This window comes from Neobacillus drentensis, from assembly GCF_036965245.1.
GTDB classification, from domain to species: domain Bacteria; phylum Bacillota; class Bacilli; order Bacillales; family Cytobacillaceae; genus Neobacillus; species Neobacillus drentensis_G.
In genome coordinates, this window is record NZ_JBALPG010000051.1 from 84,796 (window position 1) to 99,332 (window position 14,537).

A 14,537-nucleotide genomic window follows, 5' to 3' on the forward strand; every position below is an offset into this window, starting at 1 on the left:
ATCGGTGAGTTTTTAGTATCCTAATAAATACTTATGCCGAGGAGGTTCGAAAACTTGTCTCTTTTTTTAATCTTTTATAAAATTGTATATGTTTTGTGAAGTAATAGTGATTGAAACATTTACAGAAGATCATAACGGTTGAACCTCAATTAAAATGTCTAGAATAAAACTAAGCACTTTACGTAATATATTACTTTGTTTTTCCTTGTGAACAGTTTATAGTAAAATCAGTAACGAAAAAAATAGGTGGTAATCTAGTTGGGGATTAGAAATGAAAAGGTATTAAAAGTTGCAAAATTTATTTTTCCACTATTTTTGCTAATTTTTGCTATTATCGAGATAAAAAAATTTACCGGGGAATTGAATGTCCAATTACTTAAAAATGAAATAAATCAACTGAATATCTGGAGTTTATTATTAATTTTGGTGATTACCTGTGCAGCTGTTTTACCGATGTTACTTTATGATGTCATATTAGTGAGAATTTTAAAGGTAAACGTTTCCAAAAAAGAACTGTTCGAACAATCATTTATTGCTAATTCTTTTTCTAATTTAATTGGTTTTGGCGGTTTAATTGGCGCTATGCTAAGAACCTACTTTTTTCATAAGCTAGAACAGGACAAGCGAAAACTCCTTGGCGTTATTGCTGCTGTTTCGCTATATTATTTAACGGGAATTTCTCTTCTTACCTGGATTGTAACGATCCGCTACAGGCATTTTCCTTTGTTTGTAGATACAAAATGGCTCTTTTTCGCGGTTGTAGGTGTGGGTTTATACTTACCCGTTTTTTTAATTCTACATATGATTAAGTCTAAAAAAGATAATCAGACATTGATTACTTCTAACGTGAGTATCAAGCTGATTTTTGTGTCTGTAATAGAATGGTTAGCCGTGTTTGGAGCTATTTTTGTTTTAAGCAGGATACTGGGAATTTCTATCCCATTAAAAAATCTATTTCCTGTGTATATTGTTGCAGCTTGTGCCGGAATCATCAGTATGATTCCCGGAGGGCTTGGTTCCTTTGACTTAGTATTTATTTGGGGAATGCAGAATTTACATATACCTGAAGAGAAAGTCCTTGTCCTGCTTTTATTTTACCGAGTAGGTTATTATTTCATACCATTTTTAATCAGTCTAGTCTTTTTTGTAAAGCTTTATTGGGAGAGATGGAATCAATCATGGAATTACCTGCCAAAAGCGATTGTTCAAGGATTAAGTCATGTCATTATAACAATGCTTGTTTTTTTATCAGGGTTAATTCTGCTTTTATCTGCTAGTGTTCCTGGGATTATGTCAAGGCTTAAGATCGCTCAAGAGCTGTTGTCTTTTCCAATTATTAATTTGTCACATCAACTCTCAGTAGCGGCAGGATTTTTACTGTTAGGTTTATCACGCGGAATAGAATACAGCGTGAAAAGAACATATGATTTGACGATGTTTGCTTTAATTCTTGCAGCTTTATTTTCTATTTTTAAAGGAATAGATTATGAAGAGGCAATCTTCTTAATCATAGTCGCCCTTTTACTTAGGATGTCAAGGGGACAATTTTATCGTGAAAGTTATGTCCTTACTTGGGGGAAAACAATTTTCGATGTTTCTATCATATTAATCATTACTTCAATGTATATTTTGATTGGGTATTTAAATTTGCCTATTGCAAAAATAACGATCCCAACAAACTTTTTACCATATGTAATTGTTGATTATCGTGATTTGTTTAAGAGTGCCACTATTGGGCTCGTGATTGCTTTACTGATATTTTTGACGGGCTATTTGGTCAGCTTGCCGAAAAAATGGAAATTTGAAAAATCAATTGGCCATGAGAAGGAAATAATTGATCATTTAACAAAGTATAAAGGTAAGGTGTTATCTCATTTAATCTTTTTGCATGATAAATATATTTCTTGGAACAGTCAAAAAAATGTTTTAATCCCATTCCAAAGATTTGCGGATAAATTAGTAATCCTTGGAGACCCGATTGGAGAGAAAAACGAATTGTCAAATGCAATCGAGGAATTTCAAGAAATAGCTGACCTTTATGGTTTTACTCCTGTTTTTTATCAAGTTAGTGATGAAATGCTTCCATACCTACACGGACATGGCTTTACATTTTTTAAATTGGGTGAGGAGGCCTTTGTTGATCTTAAGTCCTTCTCCCTAATGGGTAACAAAATGAAGGGATTAAGAGCATTAAAGAATAAATTTAACCGTAATAACTTTTTTTTAGAATTGGTAGAGCCTCCCTTTTCCACAGAACTGTTAGAAGAATTAAGAGGAATTTCAAATGAGTGGCTTCAGGGGAGAAAAGAAAAAGGTTTCTCGCTCGGTTTCTTTGATGAAGAATATTTGAATAAGGCACCAATTGCCATTGTCAGAGACGAAAATAAGCGAATTCTTGGCTTTATGAGCATTATGCATGTTTATGATGATCATCAAACCATTTCGGTTGATATAATGAGAGTGAGACCGGAAGCACCCTCAGGCACCATCGATTTTCTTTTTCTTTCGTTAATTGATTGGGCCAAGGAACAGGGTTATCAACGCTTTAATATGGGAATGGCACCTTTAGCGAATGTGGGTCTTTCGAGATTTTCTTTTTTAAGTGAGAAAATAGCTGCCCAAATCTTTTTGCATGGCCATTTTATTTACCAATTTCAAGGCCTGAGAAAATTTAAACAAAAGTATACTAACATTTGGGAGCCTAAATATTTGGCTTATAGAAGAAAATCCTCTTTGCCAATTATTATGGCACAGATTACGTTGTTAATTTCTAAAAAAAGGGCTTAGATTTTGACCGGCTGGGTGTTTCCTTGCCGGTTTTATTTTTGGCTGATAGAGAGTATACCTTTCACATAAGTACAACCACGCCTCAGTTTTCACCCTCAGGGCTCGCTAATCAGTTTGTTTATTTTAAGATTTCTCTTTATTTTTTTGAAGAATCTGTTAAAATCAAATAGGGATTAAATGTAAGATTAAGGGTGTTAACTATTGAAAAAATTCGTTTCTGTCTTGATCATCGTACTATTCATATTTACAAATCGAATAAATGTATTTGCTGCAGGAGCAGAACAGTTGGATTTAAAAAGTGAGGGGGCGGTTCTGTTAGATTCTGACACTGGCGCTGTACTTTTTGCTAAAAATGCCAATGATAAAATGTATCCTGCAAGTCTTACTAAAATTGCAACTGCCATTTATGCGATTGATATGGGCAATTTAGAAAGTATCGTGACCGTCAGCCACAATGCTGTTAGTCAGGACGGGACGCGTGTTTATTTGAATGAAGGAGAACAAGTTCCGTTAAAGAAGCTAATTCAAGGGATGCTTATTAACTCTGGCAACGATGCTGCAGTAGCAATCGCTGAACATATTGATGGAACAGTTGAGCATTTTGCAGAAAATCTAAATATGTATTTGAAAGCTAAGATTGGAATAAATAATACCCATTTTACCAATCCAAATGGTTTGTTTGATGAGAATCATTATACAACTGCAATGGATTTAGCATTAATAACTAATTATGCCATAAAGAATCCTGTCTTTGCGGAAATCTTTGGAACTAAAGTGCTTGAGTGGAAAGGGCAGTCTTGGGAGACTAGACTTTTAACCCATCACCGCATGCTTAAAGGTGAGCTTCCATTTCCTGGTGTTACTGGCGGAAAAACCGGTTATACAAGTGAATCAAAACAAACTTTGGCCACAACAGCTGATAACGGAAAAATGAGATTGACCGTTGTCGTGCTGAAGTCTGAGTTAAAGAATGATAAATATAATGATACCGCCTTGCTGTTAGATTACGGTTTTAACACTTATCAGCATGCAATAATCAAAAAAGGAGAAATTTTTAAAGCTGATAATAATTATTTTTATCCTGAAAACGATACCTTGATTACCGAGAGTGTTAAGGGATGCATAAAAAAGATTAATAATGATGGGAAGCTGTCTATTGAAGATCAAGATGGTCAGCTGATTCAGTCGATACAATTAAAATATAAGGAGCCGCAAAAGTTAAAGACAGTTCCTACAAAAAAGAAAGAACCAAAAGAACATAAACAACAGCTTTTTCAAATTAACGTACTATTGGGAATTATGATTATCGCATCTGCAGGTGCTTTAATTGTTTTCCGAAATAAAAGGACCAGAAAATACAAAAGTCTTTCATGAAAAAAGCCATGGAAAGGATCGTTCCTTTCTGTGGCTTTTTTGGCTGATAGGACTTCCTATCGGCGAGTTTTCTAAAATGATAAGAAAGTATAAATTTCGACTTTGAGAATTGTCCAGCTCTAGCGCCCAGCGGCTAGTAGACTTCGCTCTTCTCCCTACGATAAGTCAACATCGGATCGCTATTGCTCTCCGTGTTTCCTTTATCTCAGTCGAAGCGCTCCAGTCTATACGCCGCCAAACAGGCGCTTGCGCTTTTCTAATGTCATGTTTCCTTATCGATCGTAATGGGACGGGAGTCGAAAGAGGAGAGGGAGTCGATTTGGTCTTTATCGTCGACAAAACTTCTTGTTCCAACGATGTTACTTTTATCGCCAAAATTTTGTCCGAAGCCCTGGTTCTTTTTATCTGAATTATGCCATTCGGCCAAAAGGTTTTGACCAATATTTACTGCTGAAGCATTTTCAAAGGAATTAATTTTAATCATAAATATATTTATATTAATATATGGAGCCGGTGCTGGCATGTGATCCCCTCCTTATACTTGTTTTTAAATATATGCGTTTTTTAAACGGTTATGTAGCAGGAGTAATAGTTGGATTAAATTCCGAAACTGATTCGTAATATGAAAGTAGGGAAGTTTAATAAGTGCTTTCTTGAGTACCCCACACATTTAATAGGGAAGAAAGGGGGGGGATCGATGGATATGGATAAATTAAAACAATGGATGGACATTGCTAAGAATATGCATGGAGGAGACTTCTGGAACAATATTTTTGATCAAGATTTCGCCAAGCAATTTATGAATGACCAACAATATAGCCAGCGTTTTTCAAGCCCGGAGGGACAATCTACCCGAGAAGAAAAAAATTCACGAACATTCCCAGCTATTGATTTATTAGAGAGTGAGCAGGAGGTTATTGTCATGATTGAGCTTCCAGGGGTGATGAAAGAAAATCTTGAATTGGGGCTAAACGGTAATATTCTAACCATTAAAGGCAAAGCCTTACCTCTCCATCCACATTTAAATATAACCTATTCTGAAAGATTTTATGGTGAATTTCAAAGACAGATAACGTTACCGGATACTGTTAGTCCCAATCAATTAGGTGCAAAATTTTGGAACGGAATCTTATTCGTAAGTTATCAACGAACGGTTGAAAAAGGAGAAATCATTCCTATCGACTAAAAGTTTAAGACTTTCATTGGAGAATCGAACATATTTTTTGTTCGTCCTTTTAAAGAATGGACATGTTAAGCTGTTTGCCCCATATAAATGTAAGTAAGGTGTAAAATAAGGGAGTTTGTGAGCATGTCATTAAAAGATTTATTCCTTATATTCCGGAAAAATGATGTTGAAAAGGAATTAAAGAAAAAATTGTTTTCCTTAGAAATGAATATTGAGGAGATGAAAAAAACGCTTCAAGGCTTCCAAGAACAAGGTTTGCCAGGAAATGTGATCCCTTCAAAGGATCCACCAATCATCATTGAAAAAATTAATATTGAAAAAATCATTTTAGATAAATACGAGCTAAATAATAATTTTGGCCAGCTTGGAATCAAAGAATTAAAGGGTAAGTTGAATATTGGGGCAACGTATGGAAGTGAGTTTACACCAAAGTTTGATGATGAAGTAAAGGTTGAAAACAATCAAAAAGAAAAATTGAAAAAGCCTTCTTCAGAAAAAGGCCCTAGGGTTAATATTCAAGCAAAGAAGGAGATTTAAAAAGACTAAAGTTTGAATCCTTTAGTCTTTCAAAATGTAATTATTGAAGCCGGCTATCGACCTGCTGGCATACTTCATCAGCTGACATTCCATTTGCATCAATAACAGATCCTTTTGTAAAGGTATCCTGCATTCCCATCACGTTTGAATCAAGGCCGGTAACAACACAGCAATCACAATTTTGCGCATCTGACTCCTGCTTCAGCTCTACCACGTCATAACCTTTTTCCCTTAGAGCTTGTTGAATATTTGTAAGAGATTGTTCTACTCCAACTTTTGCCATACAAAACACCTCCTCCTGTAAATTATCATGCCTAAGATTACGGTAAATATTCCGTATAGTGAGAGATAAATTTCCAAAAGATAATACGGGAGGTGTGTCAAATGGGAAAACGAAGTAAACGGAAAGCTGACCCATCCACAATTGGGCTTAGCTCACCACAAGTAGAGGGTCAGGGAACAACCATGACTGAAACAGGTTCAAGAACTGAACCATCTTCAAGAAAAAAACAAAAGAGGTATTAAAATAAAAGAAGAGGATGGCCGGGAAGGTTTAAACCTCCTGAAACATCCTCATCCTTGATTATTGGTACATTTCCGATACCTGGCCGATAGGAAAGGATGACTTTCCTATCAGGCATAAGTGCAACTACGCCTCTGTCTTCCCCAATCGGCGAGTTTTCTTTACTTTTGAATTTCCTCGTTTTCCAGGTATTCATCATAGGTCATTTGCTTATCTACTAAGCCATTTGGTGTAAATTCAAAAATTCGGTTGGCAATCGTTTGAATGAACTGATGATCGTGTGAAGCAAAAAGCATCGAGCCCTTGAAATTGATTAATCCGTTATTAAGTGCCGTGATTGATTCTAAGTCTAAATGGTTTGTTGGTTCATCAAGCAGCAAGACGTTTGCCCCATTTAGCATCATTTTTGAGAGCATACAGCGAACTTTTTCTCCTCCGGAAAGGACACTTGCTTTCTTTAAGACTTCTTCCCCGGAAAATAACATTCTTCCTAAAAATCCCCGCAAGAAGCTTTCACTATCATCCTTCGGAGAGAATTGACGCAGCCAATCCACAAGGCTTAGCTCACTGTTCTCAAAATACTCGGAGTTATCCTTAGGGAAGTAAGCCTGGGAAGTAGTGATACCCCACTTAAATGTGCCGCTATCAGCTTCCGTTTCACCCATTAGTATTTTAAAAAGAGTGGTTTTTGCAACTTCATTTGTACCGACAAGAGCAATTTTATCTCCCTTATTCATAAAAAAGCTGATGTTATCAAGAACCTTAACCCCATCAATGGTTTTTGTTAAACCTTCAACACGTAACAAGTCATTGCCAATTTCCCGATCAGGAGTAAAACCAACAAATGGATACCGGCGGGATGATGGTCTGATATCATCTAGTGTGATTTTTTCTAATAGCTTTTTCCGAGAGGTTGCTTGCTTAGATTTAGAGGCATTTGCACTAAAACGGGCAATAAAGCTTTGCAGTTCTTTAATTTTTTCTTCTTTCTTTTTATTTGCATCAGTTGCCATTCTTGATGCCAACTGACTTGATTCATACCAAAAATCATAGTTCCCGACATAGATTTGAATTTTACTGAAATCCAAGTCAGCGATATGCGTACAAACTTTATTTAAGAAATGACGGTCATGGGATACGACAATTACGGTATTTTCAAAATTTATTAAGAACTCTTCGAGCCATTGAATGGCTTTAATGTCTAAGTGGTTTGTCGGCTCGTCAAGAAGTAAAACATCAGGTCTGCCGAACAATGCCTGTGCAAGCAATACTTTAACTTTTTCAGATCCTGTTAATTCAGCCATTTTTTTGTCATGAAGACCTTCGCCAATCCCAAGTCCTTTTAACAGAATTGCTGCTTCAGGCTCTGCTTCCCAACCGTTTAATTCAGCAAATTCACCTTCTAGTTCTGCTGCCTTCATGCCATCTTCATCAGTAAAATTTTCTTTCATATAAATGGCGTCTTTTTCCTGCATGACTTGATAAAGTCTTGTATGGCCCATAATGACGGTTTTTAAGACTTCAAATTCCTCGTATTCAAAATGGTTCTGTTTTAATACTGCCATACGTTCATTTGGTCCAAGTTGAACAGTACCAGTTTGAGCTTCAATCTCCCCAGACAAAATTTTCAAAAAGGTTGATTTTCCGGCCCCATTAGCCCCTATTAGCCCATAGCAATTTCCTGGTGTAAATTTGATGTTTACATCTTCAAATAATTTACGGTCACCATATCTTAAACTTACGTTACTTACAGTAATCATGATAAAAAAATCCTCCAAAAAACATTTTGCTTTAAATTATACCATTAAAATTAGAGAAGAGCGAATTTTTTCAAGAAAGGTGGGGGTGATAAGAAAAAAATTCTAAAAAATTCTTTCCATTTTCACACTTTATTCATATTTTTGTTGTAGAATTGGTTTTATAAGAAGGGGAAACGTGCTGAATCGGAACCCCTTATAGATGGTACATGAGGCATTGTTGCACTTTTGCACTCAGAATTTGCTAAATAAATTCTGATTAGCCAATTAAAGAAGGTGAGAAGTATGGCAAAAAAACAGCTTACTGAACTCGTAAACAAGTTAAAAAAAGCAGGTATAAAAGCGAGTCTAACCAAACCAAAGTCCAATTACCTTTTATCATTGCAGCAAATTAAAAAATACCCTTCATCCGTGAATTAAATTAGAAAAATTGGCATTGAAAAGCGATTAATCCAGGGGACTAACCGCTTTTTTTATTACTCTATTTTATCGATGATTTTATCATAAACCTCTTGTTTATTAAATTCTTTCCCCATTGGAAACTTTGCGATAAATTTGTTGTTTTCATCAACCAAATAAGTGAAGGTTGAATGAACAAATTGCCCATTTCCCGGGTCTTTGTATTGAAATTGCAATGCATCTGTAACTTTTCTAATCTCTTTTTGATCTTTTTTTATATTTTGCTTTTCCCCAGTTAAGAATACCCAAGCGCTGTCATTATTTATTCCAAACCCTTGTCTATATTTTTGTAAAATTTCTGGAGTGTCACGATAGGGATCAATCGTAATCGTGATAAATTCAATATCCTTACCATAAACACCTTTTTTAACTAAATCCTTTTTCAATTCGACCATCTTTTGTGTTGTGGTTGGACAGACATCAGGACAATGGGTGTAAATAAATTCGATTAGCTTTAATTTGGTATTATCCTTGCCAAAATTATATCTATTACCATTTTGATTAATCAAAGTGACATCTTTTGGAATTGATGCATTTGCATCTCGAATTAGAAAAAAAGAAATTCCACCTGCAATCCCCAGGAATACAGCAAGACTACAAATTAGATAGATTTTTTTCATCAAGATCCCCTCCTACAAATAAGATAAAGAAGTTTCTCAGAAAAAGATATGGATAATTTGTGAACAAAAGTGGGTGCGTCAGGATCGTAATTCCTTTATACTGTAATATTATTACGTATATTTGAAAAATCAGTTTATTTTGGGGAGATAGGTGGTTAAAATGATGAAAAGCGTTTGGAAATTTTCTATTCAAATGTTATTTCTTATCGTGGTCTATCAGGTTGGGAATTGGACAGCCCGATTCTTTCATTTACAAATTCCTGGAAATGTCATTGGTATTGTTCTATTGTTTGTCTTACTTTGGTTGGGTGTCATTAAGCTTGAACAAATTGAATTGGCATCAGGGTGGCTATTGAAACATCTTGGCTTCTTTTTTATTCCGATTTCAGTTGGTCTTATGACACTAGGAGATATTTTCGTGGCGAAGGGCTTGCCGTTTTTATTTGTCCTTATAATCAGTGCCTTTATCGGACTATTGTTTGCAGGGAAAGTTACCCAAACCGTAATAATGAAAAATGCGAAGGAAAAAGTAAATTTTCATGATCACGCTATATAGTATTCTCATAACCGTTTCTGTTTATCTGTTTGTACAATTTTTAGCAAAAAAATATTCTTCACCATTAACAAGTCCTGTTTTCTTAAGCACAATAATTATTATCGCCCTATTGGTTGTTTCTAATATTTCTTTTGATGAATACAAGCCTGCAAAAACAATCATGACCTATTTACTAGGCCCGGCAACAGTGGCCCTCGCTGTCCCAATTTATAAAAATCGTAAGCTGTTTACAAAATATTTCAGTGCGGCCTTTATTGGGCTATCCATCGGAATTGTTACCACCATTACATCTGCCATTGTATTGGCCAAGTTGCTAAAACTCTCGAACATGTTTATCCTTGCGTTAACCGTTAAATCTGTTACTGTACCGGTAGCAACAGAAATTGGGCGGTTTATTGATGGAAATCTGTCCCTTATAGCTGCATTTGTGATTATTACGGGAATGATTGGAGCGATGTTTGGGGCAAAGCTTTTGAGCTTGTTCAAAATCCATCATCCATTTGCACGAGGATTGGCTATTGGAACAATTGCACATGGTATCGGAACTGCTGAGGCGGTAAAAGAAGGGGAGGTTCAAGGCGCTGTAGCAGGTGCAGCTATGGGGATTGCAGCCGTTTTAACCTCGATTATCATCCCGTATATTATCGAATTGATATAATAAAAAGCTTTCCCATTTGACTCCTTAATCGATATTACAAATTGAAATAGGGCAATTTTCACAATCGTTCTCTCGTCTTAAATACTCAATATTATGAATAATAATCATTTTTTGGTCAATAGAGATGACACCCTTTTTCTTTAAATCTGCAAGCAATCTGCTGACTATCTCCCTAGCTGTTCCACAAAAGTTGGCCAAATCTTGATTGGTTAACGCAACAGAAATATGGATGCCGTCATCTTTTTCAATTCCATAGCTATTTGATAAACGAATTAAAGTGGAGTATAGTGCCCCTTTTTTGCCGAAGAGCACTAAATCGCGAAACTTAGTAATCGTCCTTCGGAAATGATCGTTCATCCATTTTAAAAATAAATAGGCGAGCTGACTATTTTGAAATAGTGCGCTTTCTAACGAAGTTAAATTTATTGCGGCAATCGTAGAGTCGACAAGAACTTTTGCGTTAAAAATATATTTAGGGTCTTCCGTAAATAATGTTAATTCGCCAACGATCTCATTTGCTGAACATAAACGTAAGTAAAGTTCCTGACCTTCTGCGTTCATTTTTGAAATCTGGATCTTTCCAGATAGAATCAAGAACATCTCGGACGCTGATTGTCCTTCTCGAAACAAAAAAGACCCTTTTTTCACATCTATTGTTCTTCCGGCTTTTTGTAAAAGTTCGATTAATTCACTTGTATGCTGGTTTTCCATTTGTTGTTTATTCATACTAACCACCTCAAACGTTCATCGTACATATTACTATCATAAACCTTAAATGAGTGGGAAAATAGGCACTTTTGAATCATGAATGTTAAAGGTTTTTGAATTTTGTCAACTAATAGCCAGTTGACAAATGTTTCTATTTACCTTATTATTTAGTGGAATTTAAATTTTCTGATAAGGGAGTATGTTTTATGTTAGGTGTTGTTCTTAACTAATCCAATCAATTGGATCGTTCATTCCAGTCATCCCTCGTTCAAAATGAGCTGAAAGGAGGGCTTGTTTAGTATGGAATGAAGTTAAGAACAATGAGGCTAGGCATAAGCATACATCTTTTTTCCAATGTAGCTGTGTACACTCGTGTAGACAGTTTTTATTTTGGAAAAATTTTGGTGTGAAAATTGAGTGGAGGTCCCGCTCATCACTTTTAGCCGCAATGACATTGTTCATTGCGGCTATTTTTATTATAGGAGGATACTAAAGTGAATCATCATACTTTTAAAAGTTTGGAATTTCAGCAAATTAAAACAATAATCGCCAACTTTGCTTTAACGAAAGAAGGAAAAGAAAAAATTGAGTGTCTGACGCCGTCAACAAATAAAAAACAAATTGAAGACTGGCTTGATGAGGTTTCTGAGGCTGTTGAGATTTTGAAAAAGAGTGCCAGTGTTCCAGTTCATGGATTAGACGGGATGAAACCTCTGTTAAATAACATGAATAAGGGAGTTGCCCTCAGGATTGATCAGCTAGCGAAACTTTCTGATTTTTTGGATTGCTGCGGAAAAATGAGGAGATACATGAAGGATAAAGAGATTTATGCTCCACGCGTATCCTCTTATGTGGAGAGTATTGATGAATTACCAGAGCTTTCAGCTGAAATTATTCGTTGTATCCGTTATGGCCGTGTGGATGATTATGCAAGCAAAGAACTATTAAAAATAAGAAAACAAATCACGATTCAAGAGGAACGCCTAAAAGAAAAAACATTACAATTAATCCGTTCGAATAAGTATAAAACCTACTTGCAGGAAAATGTCATAAGTCAAAGAAATGGTAGATATGTCATTCCGATAAAAAAGGAATATCGGAACAAAATAAAAGGGACGGTCTTAGATACATCCGCCTCAGGTTCAACTCTTTTTATCGAGCCAGAAGAAATAGCAATATATCAAGATCAAGTAACATGGCTCCTCGCTGATGAAGATGTCGAGGTGGAAAAGGTTTTGAACTATCTAACAGGATTGGTAGAAGATAAGGAACAGCAAATTCGTTTAGCAATTGAAACGATGGTTCATTATGATTTTTTATTTGCTAAAGCGAAGTATAGCAGGTCAATTAATGGCAATAAGGTAAGTATTAATGAAACAGGTGATTTGGAATTAATGCAAGCGAAGCATCCCCTTTTAGGTGAAAAGGCAGTTCCATTGTCAGTTAATTTGGAAAGAGAGCAGCGTGCATTAGTAATTACCGGACCAAATACTGGCGGCAAAACGGTTACAATCAAAACTGTTGGCTTATTAACCTTAATGGTTCAATGTGGACTTCACATCCCTGCATCAGAAGAAAGCAACTTTAGTATTTTTGAGCGGATCTTAGTGGATATAGGAGATGGGCAAAGTATAACTGAAAATTTAAGTACATTTAGTTCAAGAATTGTCAATATCATCGAAATTTTAAAAGACACGAATGATCGAACATTGGCATTATTAGATGAACTTGGCTCAGGGACTGACCCTGGAGAAGGTATGGGGCTTGCGACAGCAATCTTAGAAACTCTTTATGAAAAGGGGTCGACGATACTTGCAACGACACATTATAGTGAGATAAAAGAGTTCGCAGAAGCACATCAAGGATTTATCAATGGGTCCATGGAGTTCGATTTAACAACCCTAAGCCCGACATACCGCTTGACTATTGGCAGAGGAGGAGAGAGCCAAGCGTTTGCTATTGCTTTAAAGCTTGGAATTCATCCGAAAATCATCGAAAGAGCACATCACATCACTTATAAAGAAGAGAAGCGTTATACAACAGAAATTACTGAAGCATGGAAGCTTAGGGAACTAGAGAAACAGGTGATTATCAATAAATATCGACATCGAAATAAAACGCTAAAAAAGGAAATGATGGTACCACTCTATAATCAAGGTGACAATGTAAAAATATCGCCAACAAATGAGTTTGGCATTATCTATACAGGGCCGGATCTGTACGGAAATTATATTGTGCAAATAAGAGGAGAAAAGGTTTCGATCAACCATAAAAGGATCGCTCTCTATATTACTGCAAATGAATTGTATCCTGATGATTATGATTTCGATATTATTTTTCAATCAAAGGAAAACCGTAAAAAAAGCAAACTTCTTGCAAAAGGACATGAGGAAAATATCACGATAGATTATAATGAAGATCACAACCTTGGTTACAAAAAACAAAACTAATCGATAAAGATGTCCTAAAAGAAAACACGAGAGCAGTCTGATGATCGAAAAAAGTAGAGTAAAAAAACGGAACGAAACGGTTCCGCTTTTTTACTGTTTCTTTTGAAAATATCTTTCTACAAGCAATTTTTTTACTTCATTATAACTTAGGCCGGACTGGCTGTTTAATCGTTTCACTTCCTCAATATCTGTTCCTACCTTTGTATATCGTTTATGATTGAAAGCCATTTTTTTCACCATCCTAAGAAAAAAATTTCTGGAAATGAAAAGTTCCTTTTTGGACATACTAGGATAAAAGGAGGCGATTCCCATTTTTTACGGAAAAAGAGCTAAAGAAGAAGAAATAGAAACCATACTTGTGGATACAGAAATCTATTCTTGTATGGATGATTCCTGTATTGGCTGGATGAGAAAGGATTTTGTCGCCGATGACTTGCTTTGTCCGATGTGCGGGAATGAAATGATACAGGAAATAAGAGAGCTTCCGAAAATCTAATAAGGATTCTGCTTCCAAAGACTGTCACTAATATGGGACAGTCTTTTATTCTTTACTGATTAGCTAACATCACCGATTAGAGGTTTTCATTTTGCTGGTGAATTTCATCCCCGGTTATAATGGCGTTAGCTTCTTCAAGATACTTGTGATCATCAACGGAATTTCCAGCCACATTCTTTTTATTTGGAAAAATCGAGCCATTAGAAATTGTCATTTGTTGTTCTTTTGCAGTCGGGGTTAAATAATCTTCCTTCTTAGCCATGCAAATCATCTCCTTAAATAAAGGTTTTGCTTTGAGAAAATGGATTATGCCTGCCTATTTATCTCCAAAAAGGAAATATTTTGAAACAACAAAGAACTCTCCAATTTACGGAGAGTCCAGGCTGTCGAATAACTCCCGGCAGCTTCTTATTTTATTCATTTACT

At 35.7% G+C, this 14,537-nt stretch carries 18 protein-coding genes; 10 read left to right on the forward strand and 8 right to left on the reverse strand.

Features of this window, described 5'->3' with window-relative positions; all coding sequences use genetic code 11:
• Nucleotides 1-258 precede the first annotated feature (258 nt).
• Together mprF and V7150_RS13305 are read left to right on the forward strand one after the other, a co-directional pair.
• Nucleotides 259-2,787, forward strand: coding sequence for a bifunctional lysylphosphatidylglycerol flippase/synthetase MprF (mprF, locus tag V7150_RS13300; RefSeq protein WP_335518814.1), 2,529 nt, complete (start codon nt 259-261; stop codon nt 2,785-2,787).
• A 201-nt stretch (nt 2,788-2,988) separates the two neighbouring features.
• Nucleotides 2,989-4,161 (forward strand): D-alanyl-D-alanine carboxypeptidase family protein, encoded by a 1,173-nt coding sequence (locus V7150_RS13305; protein WP_335518816.1) that lies wholly within the window; start codon nt 2,989-2,991, stop codon nt 4,159-4,161.
• Nucleotides 4,162-4,423: 262 nt separating this feature from the next.
• Here the strand turns inward: V7150_RS13305 and V7150_RS13310 are convergent, their stop codons facing one another.
• Nucleotides 4,424-4,684 carry a hypothetical protein gene (locus V7150_RS13310; protein ID WP_335518819.1) on the reverse strand — a complete coding sequence of 87 codons (261 nt, stop codon included), beginning with the start codon at nt 4,682-4,684 and terminating at the stop codon, nt 4,424-4,426.
• A 174-nt stretch (nt 4,685-4,858) separates the two neighbouring features.
• Between V7150_RS13310 and V7150_RS13315 the strand changes: the two genes are divergently transcribed.
• Together V7150_RS13315 and V7150_RS13320 are read left to right on the forward strand one after the other, a co-directional pair.
• Entirely contained in the window at nt 4,859-5,347 is a 489-nt protein-coding gene (locus V7150_RS13315) for an Hsp20/alpha crystallin family protein (protein ID WP_335518822.1), read from the forward strand.
• A gap of 123 nt (nt 5,348-5,470) precedes the next feature.
• Complete coding sequence (locus V7150_RS13320) at nt 5,471-5,884, forward strand: hypothetical protein (protein WP_335518825.1); 414 nt, start codon at nt 5,471-5,473, stop codon at nt 5,882-5,884.
• A gap of 40 nt (nt 5,885-5,924) precedes the next feature.
• Here V7150_RS13320 and V7150_RS13325 read toward each other — a convergent pair whose 3' ends face one another.
• On the reverse strand, nt 5,925-6,167 hold the full coding sequence (locus V7150_RS13325) for a YkuS family protein (protein WP_283918990.1): 243 nt from the start codon (nt 6,165-6,167) through the stop codon (nt 5,925-5,927).
• A gap of 101 nt (nt 6,168-6,268) precedes the next feature.
• Between V7150_RS13325 and V7150_RS13330 the strand changes: the two genes are divergently transcribed.
• Entirely contained in the window at nt 6,269-6,409 is a 141-nt protein-coding gene (locus V7150_RS13330; RefSeq protein WP_283918989.1) for a YuzL family protein, read from the forward strand.
• On the opposite strand, the gene V7150_RS13335 is transcribed toward V7150_RS13330, so the two are convergent.
• Nucleotides 6,406-6,603 (reverse strand): hypothetical protein, encoded by a 198-nt coding sequence (locus V7150_RS13335; protein ID WP_335518832.1) that lies wholly within the window; start codon nt 6,601-6,603, stop codon nt 6,406-6,408. The two genes, V7150_RS13330 and V7150_RS13335, sit on opposite strands and share 4 nt — an antisense overlap.
• Nucleotides 6,569-8,167, reverse strand: coding sequence for an ABC-F family ATP-binding cassette domain-containing protein (locus V7150_RS13340; protein WP_335518835.1), 1,599 nt, complete (start codon nt 8,165-8,167; stop codon nt 6,569-6,571). Before V7150_RS13340 ends, V7150_RS13335 begins: the two co-directional genes overlap by 35 nt.
• Before the next feature lie 282 nt (nt 8,168-8,449).
• Here V7150_RS13340 and V7150_RS13345 point away from each other — a divergent pair, with 282 nt between their 5' ends.
• The gene (locus V7150_RS13345) at nt 8,450-8,584 is read left to right on the forward strand and encodes a hypothetical protein (RefSeq protein ID WP_264760442.1); all 135 of its coding nucleotides are present in this window, start codon (nt 8,450-8,452) and stop codon (nt 8,582-8,584) included.
• A gap of 56 nt (nt 8,585-8,640) precedes the next feature.
• Here the strand turns inward: V7150_RS13345 and V7150_RS13350 are convergent, their stop codons facing one another.
• Entirely contained in the window at nt 8,641-9,243 is a 603-nt protein-coding gene (locus V7150_RS13350) for an SCO family protein (protein ID WP_335518841.1), read from the reverse strand.
• Between the two features lie 163 nt (nt 9,244-9,406).
• Here V7150_RS13350 and V7150_RS13355 point away from each other — a divergent pair, with 163 nt between their 5' ends.
• Both V7150_RS13355 and V7150_RS13360 read left to right on the forward strand, forming a co-directional pair.
• The gene (locus V7150_RS13355; RefSeq protein ID WP_335518843.1) at nt 9,407-9,799 is read left to right on the forward strand and encodes a CidA/LrgA family protein; all 393 of its coding nucleotides are present in this window, start codon (nt 9,407-9,409) and stop codon (nt 9,797-9,799) included.
• Nucleotides 9,783-10,457 carry an LrgB family protein gene (locus tag V7150_RS13360; RefSeq protein WP_335518844.1) on the forward strand — a complete coding sequence of 225 codons (675 nt, stop codon included), beginning with the start codon at nt 9,783-9,785 and terminating at the stop codon, nt 10,455-10,457. Before V7150_RS13355 ends, V7150_RS13360 begins: the two co-directional genes overlap by 17 nt.
• A 24-nt stretch (nt 10,458-10,481) precedes the next feature.
• Here the strand turns inward: V7150_RS13360 and V7150_RS13365 are convergent, their stop codons facing one another.
• Complete coding sequence (locus V7150_RS13365) at nt 10,482-11,168, reverse strand: Crp/Fnr family transcriptional regulator (RefSeq protein ID WP_335518876.1); 687 nt, start codon at nt 11,166-11,168, stop codon at nt 10,482-10,484.
• Nucleotides 11,169-11,659: 491 nt separating this feature from the next.
• Here V7150_RS13365 and V7150_RS13370 point away from each other — a divergent pair, with 491 nt between their 5' ends.
• Nucleotides 11,660-13,615 (forward strand): endonuclease MutS2, encoded by a 1,956-nt coding sequence (locus V7150_RS13370; protein ID WP_335518847.1) that lies wholly within the window; start codon nt 11,660-11,662, stop codon nt 13,613-13,615.
• A 90-nt stretch (nt 13,616-13,705) separates the two neighbouring features.
• Here the strand turns inward: V7150_RS13370 and V7150_RS13375 are convergent, their stop codons facing one another.
• Nucleotides 13,706-13,843 (reverse strand): hypothetical protein, encoded by a 138-nt coding sequence (locus tag V7150_RS13375; RefSeq protein ID WP_335518850.1) that lies wholly within the window; start codon nt 13,841-13,843, stop codon nt 13,706-13,708.
• Nucleotides 13,844-13,925: 82 nt separating this feature from the next.
• On the opposite strand from V7150_RS13375, the gene V7150_RS13380 reads away from it, so the two are divergent.
• Complete coding sequence (locus V7150_RS13380; RefSeq protein ID WP_283923428.1) at nt 13,926-14,111, forward strand: cold-inducible protein YdjO-related protein; 186 nt, start codon at nt 13,926-13,928, stop codon at nt 14,109-14,111.
• Between the two features lie 76 nt (nt 14,112-14,187).
• On the opposite strand, the gene V7150_RS13385 is transcribed toward V7150_RS13380, so the two are convergent.
• On the reverse strand, nt 14,188-14,373 hold the full coding sequence (locus V7150_RS13385) for a hypothetical protein (RefSeq protein ID WP_335518852.1): 186 nt from the start codon (nt 14,371-14,373) through the stop codon (nt 14,188-14,190).
• Nucleotides 14,374-14,537 lie beyond the last annotated feature (164 nt).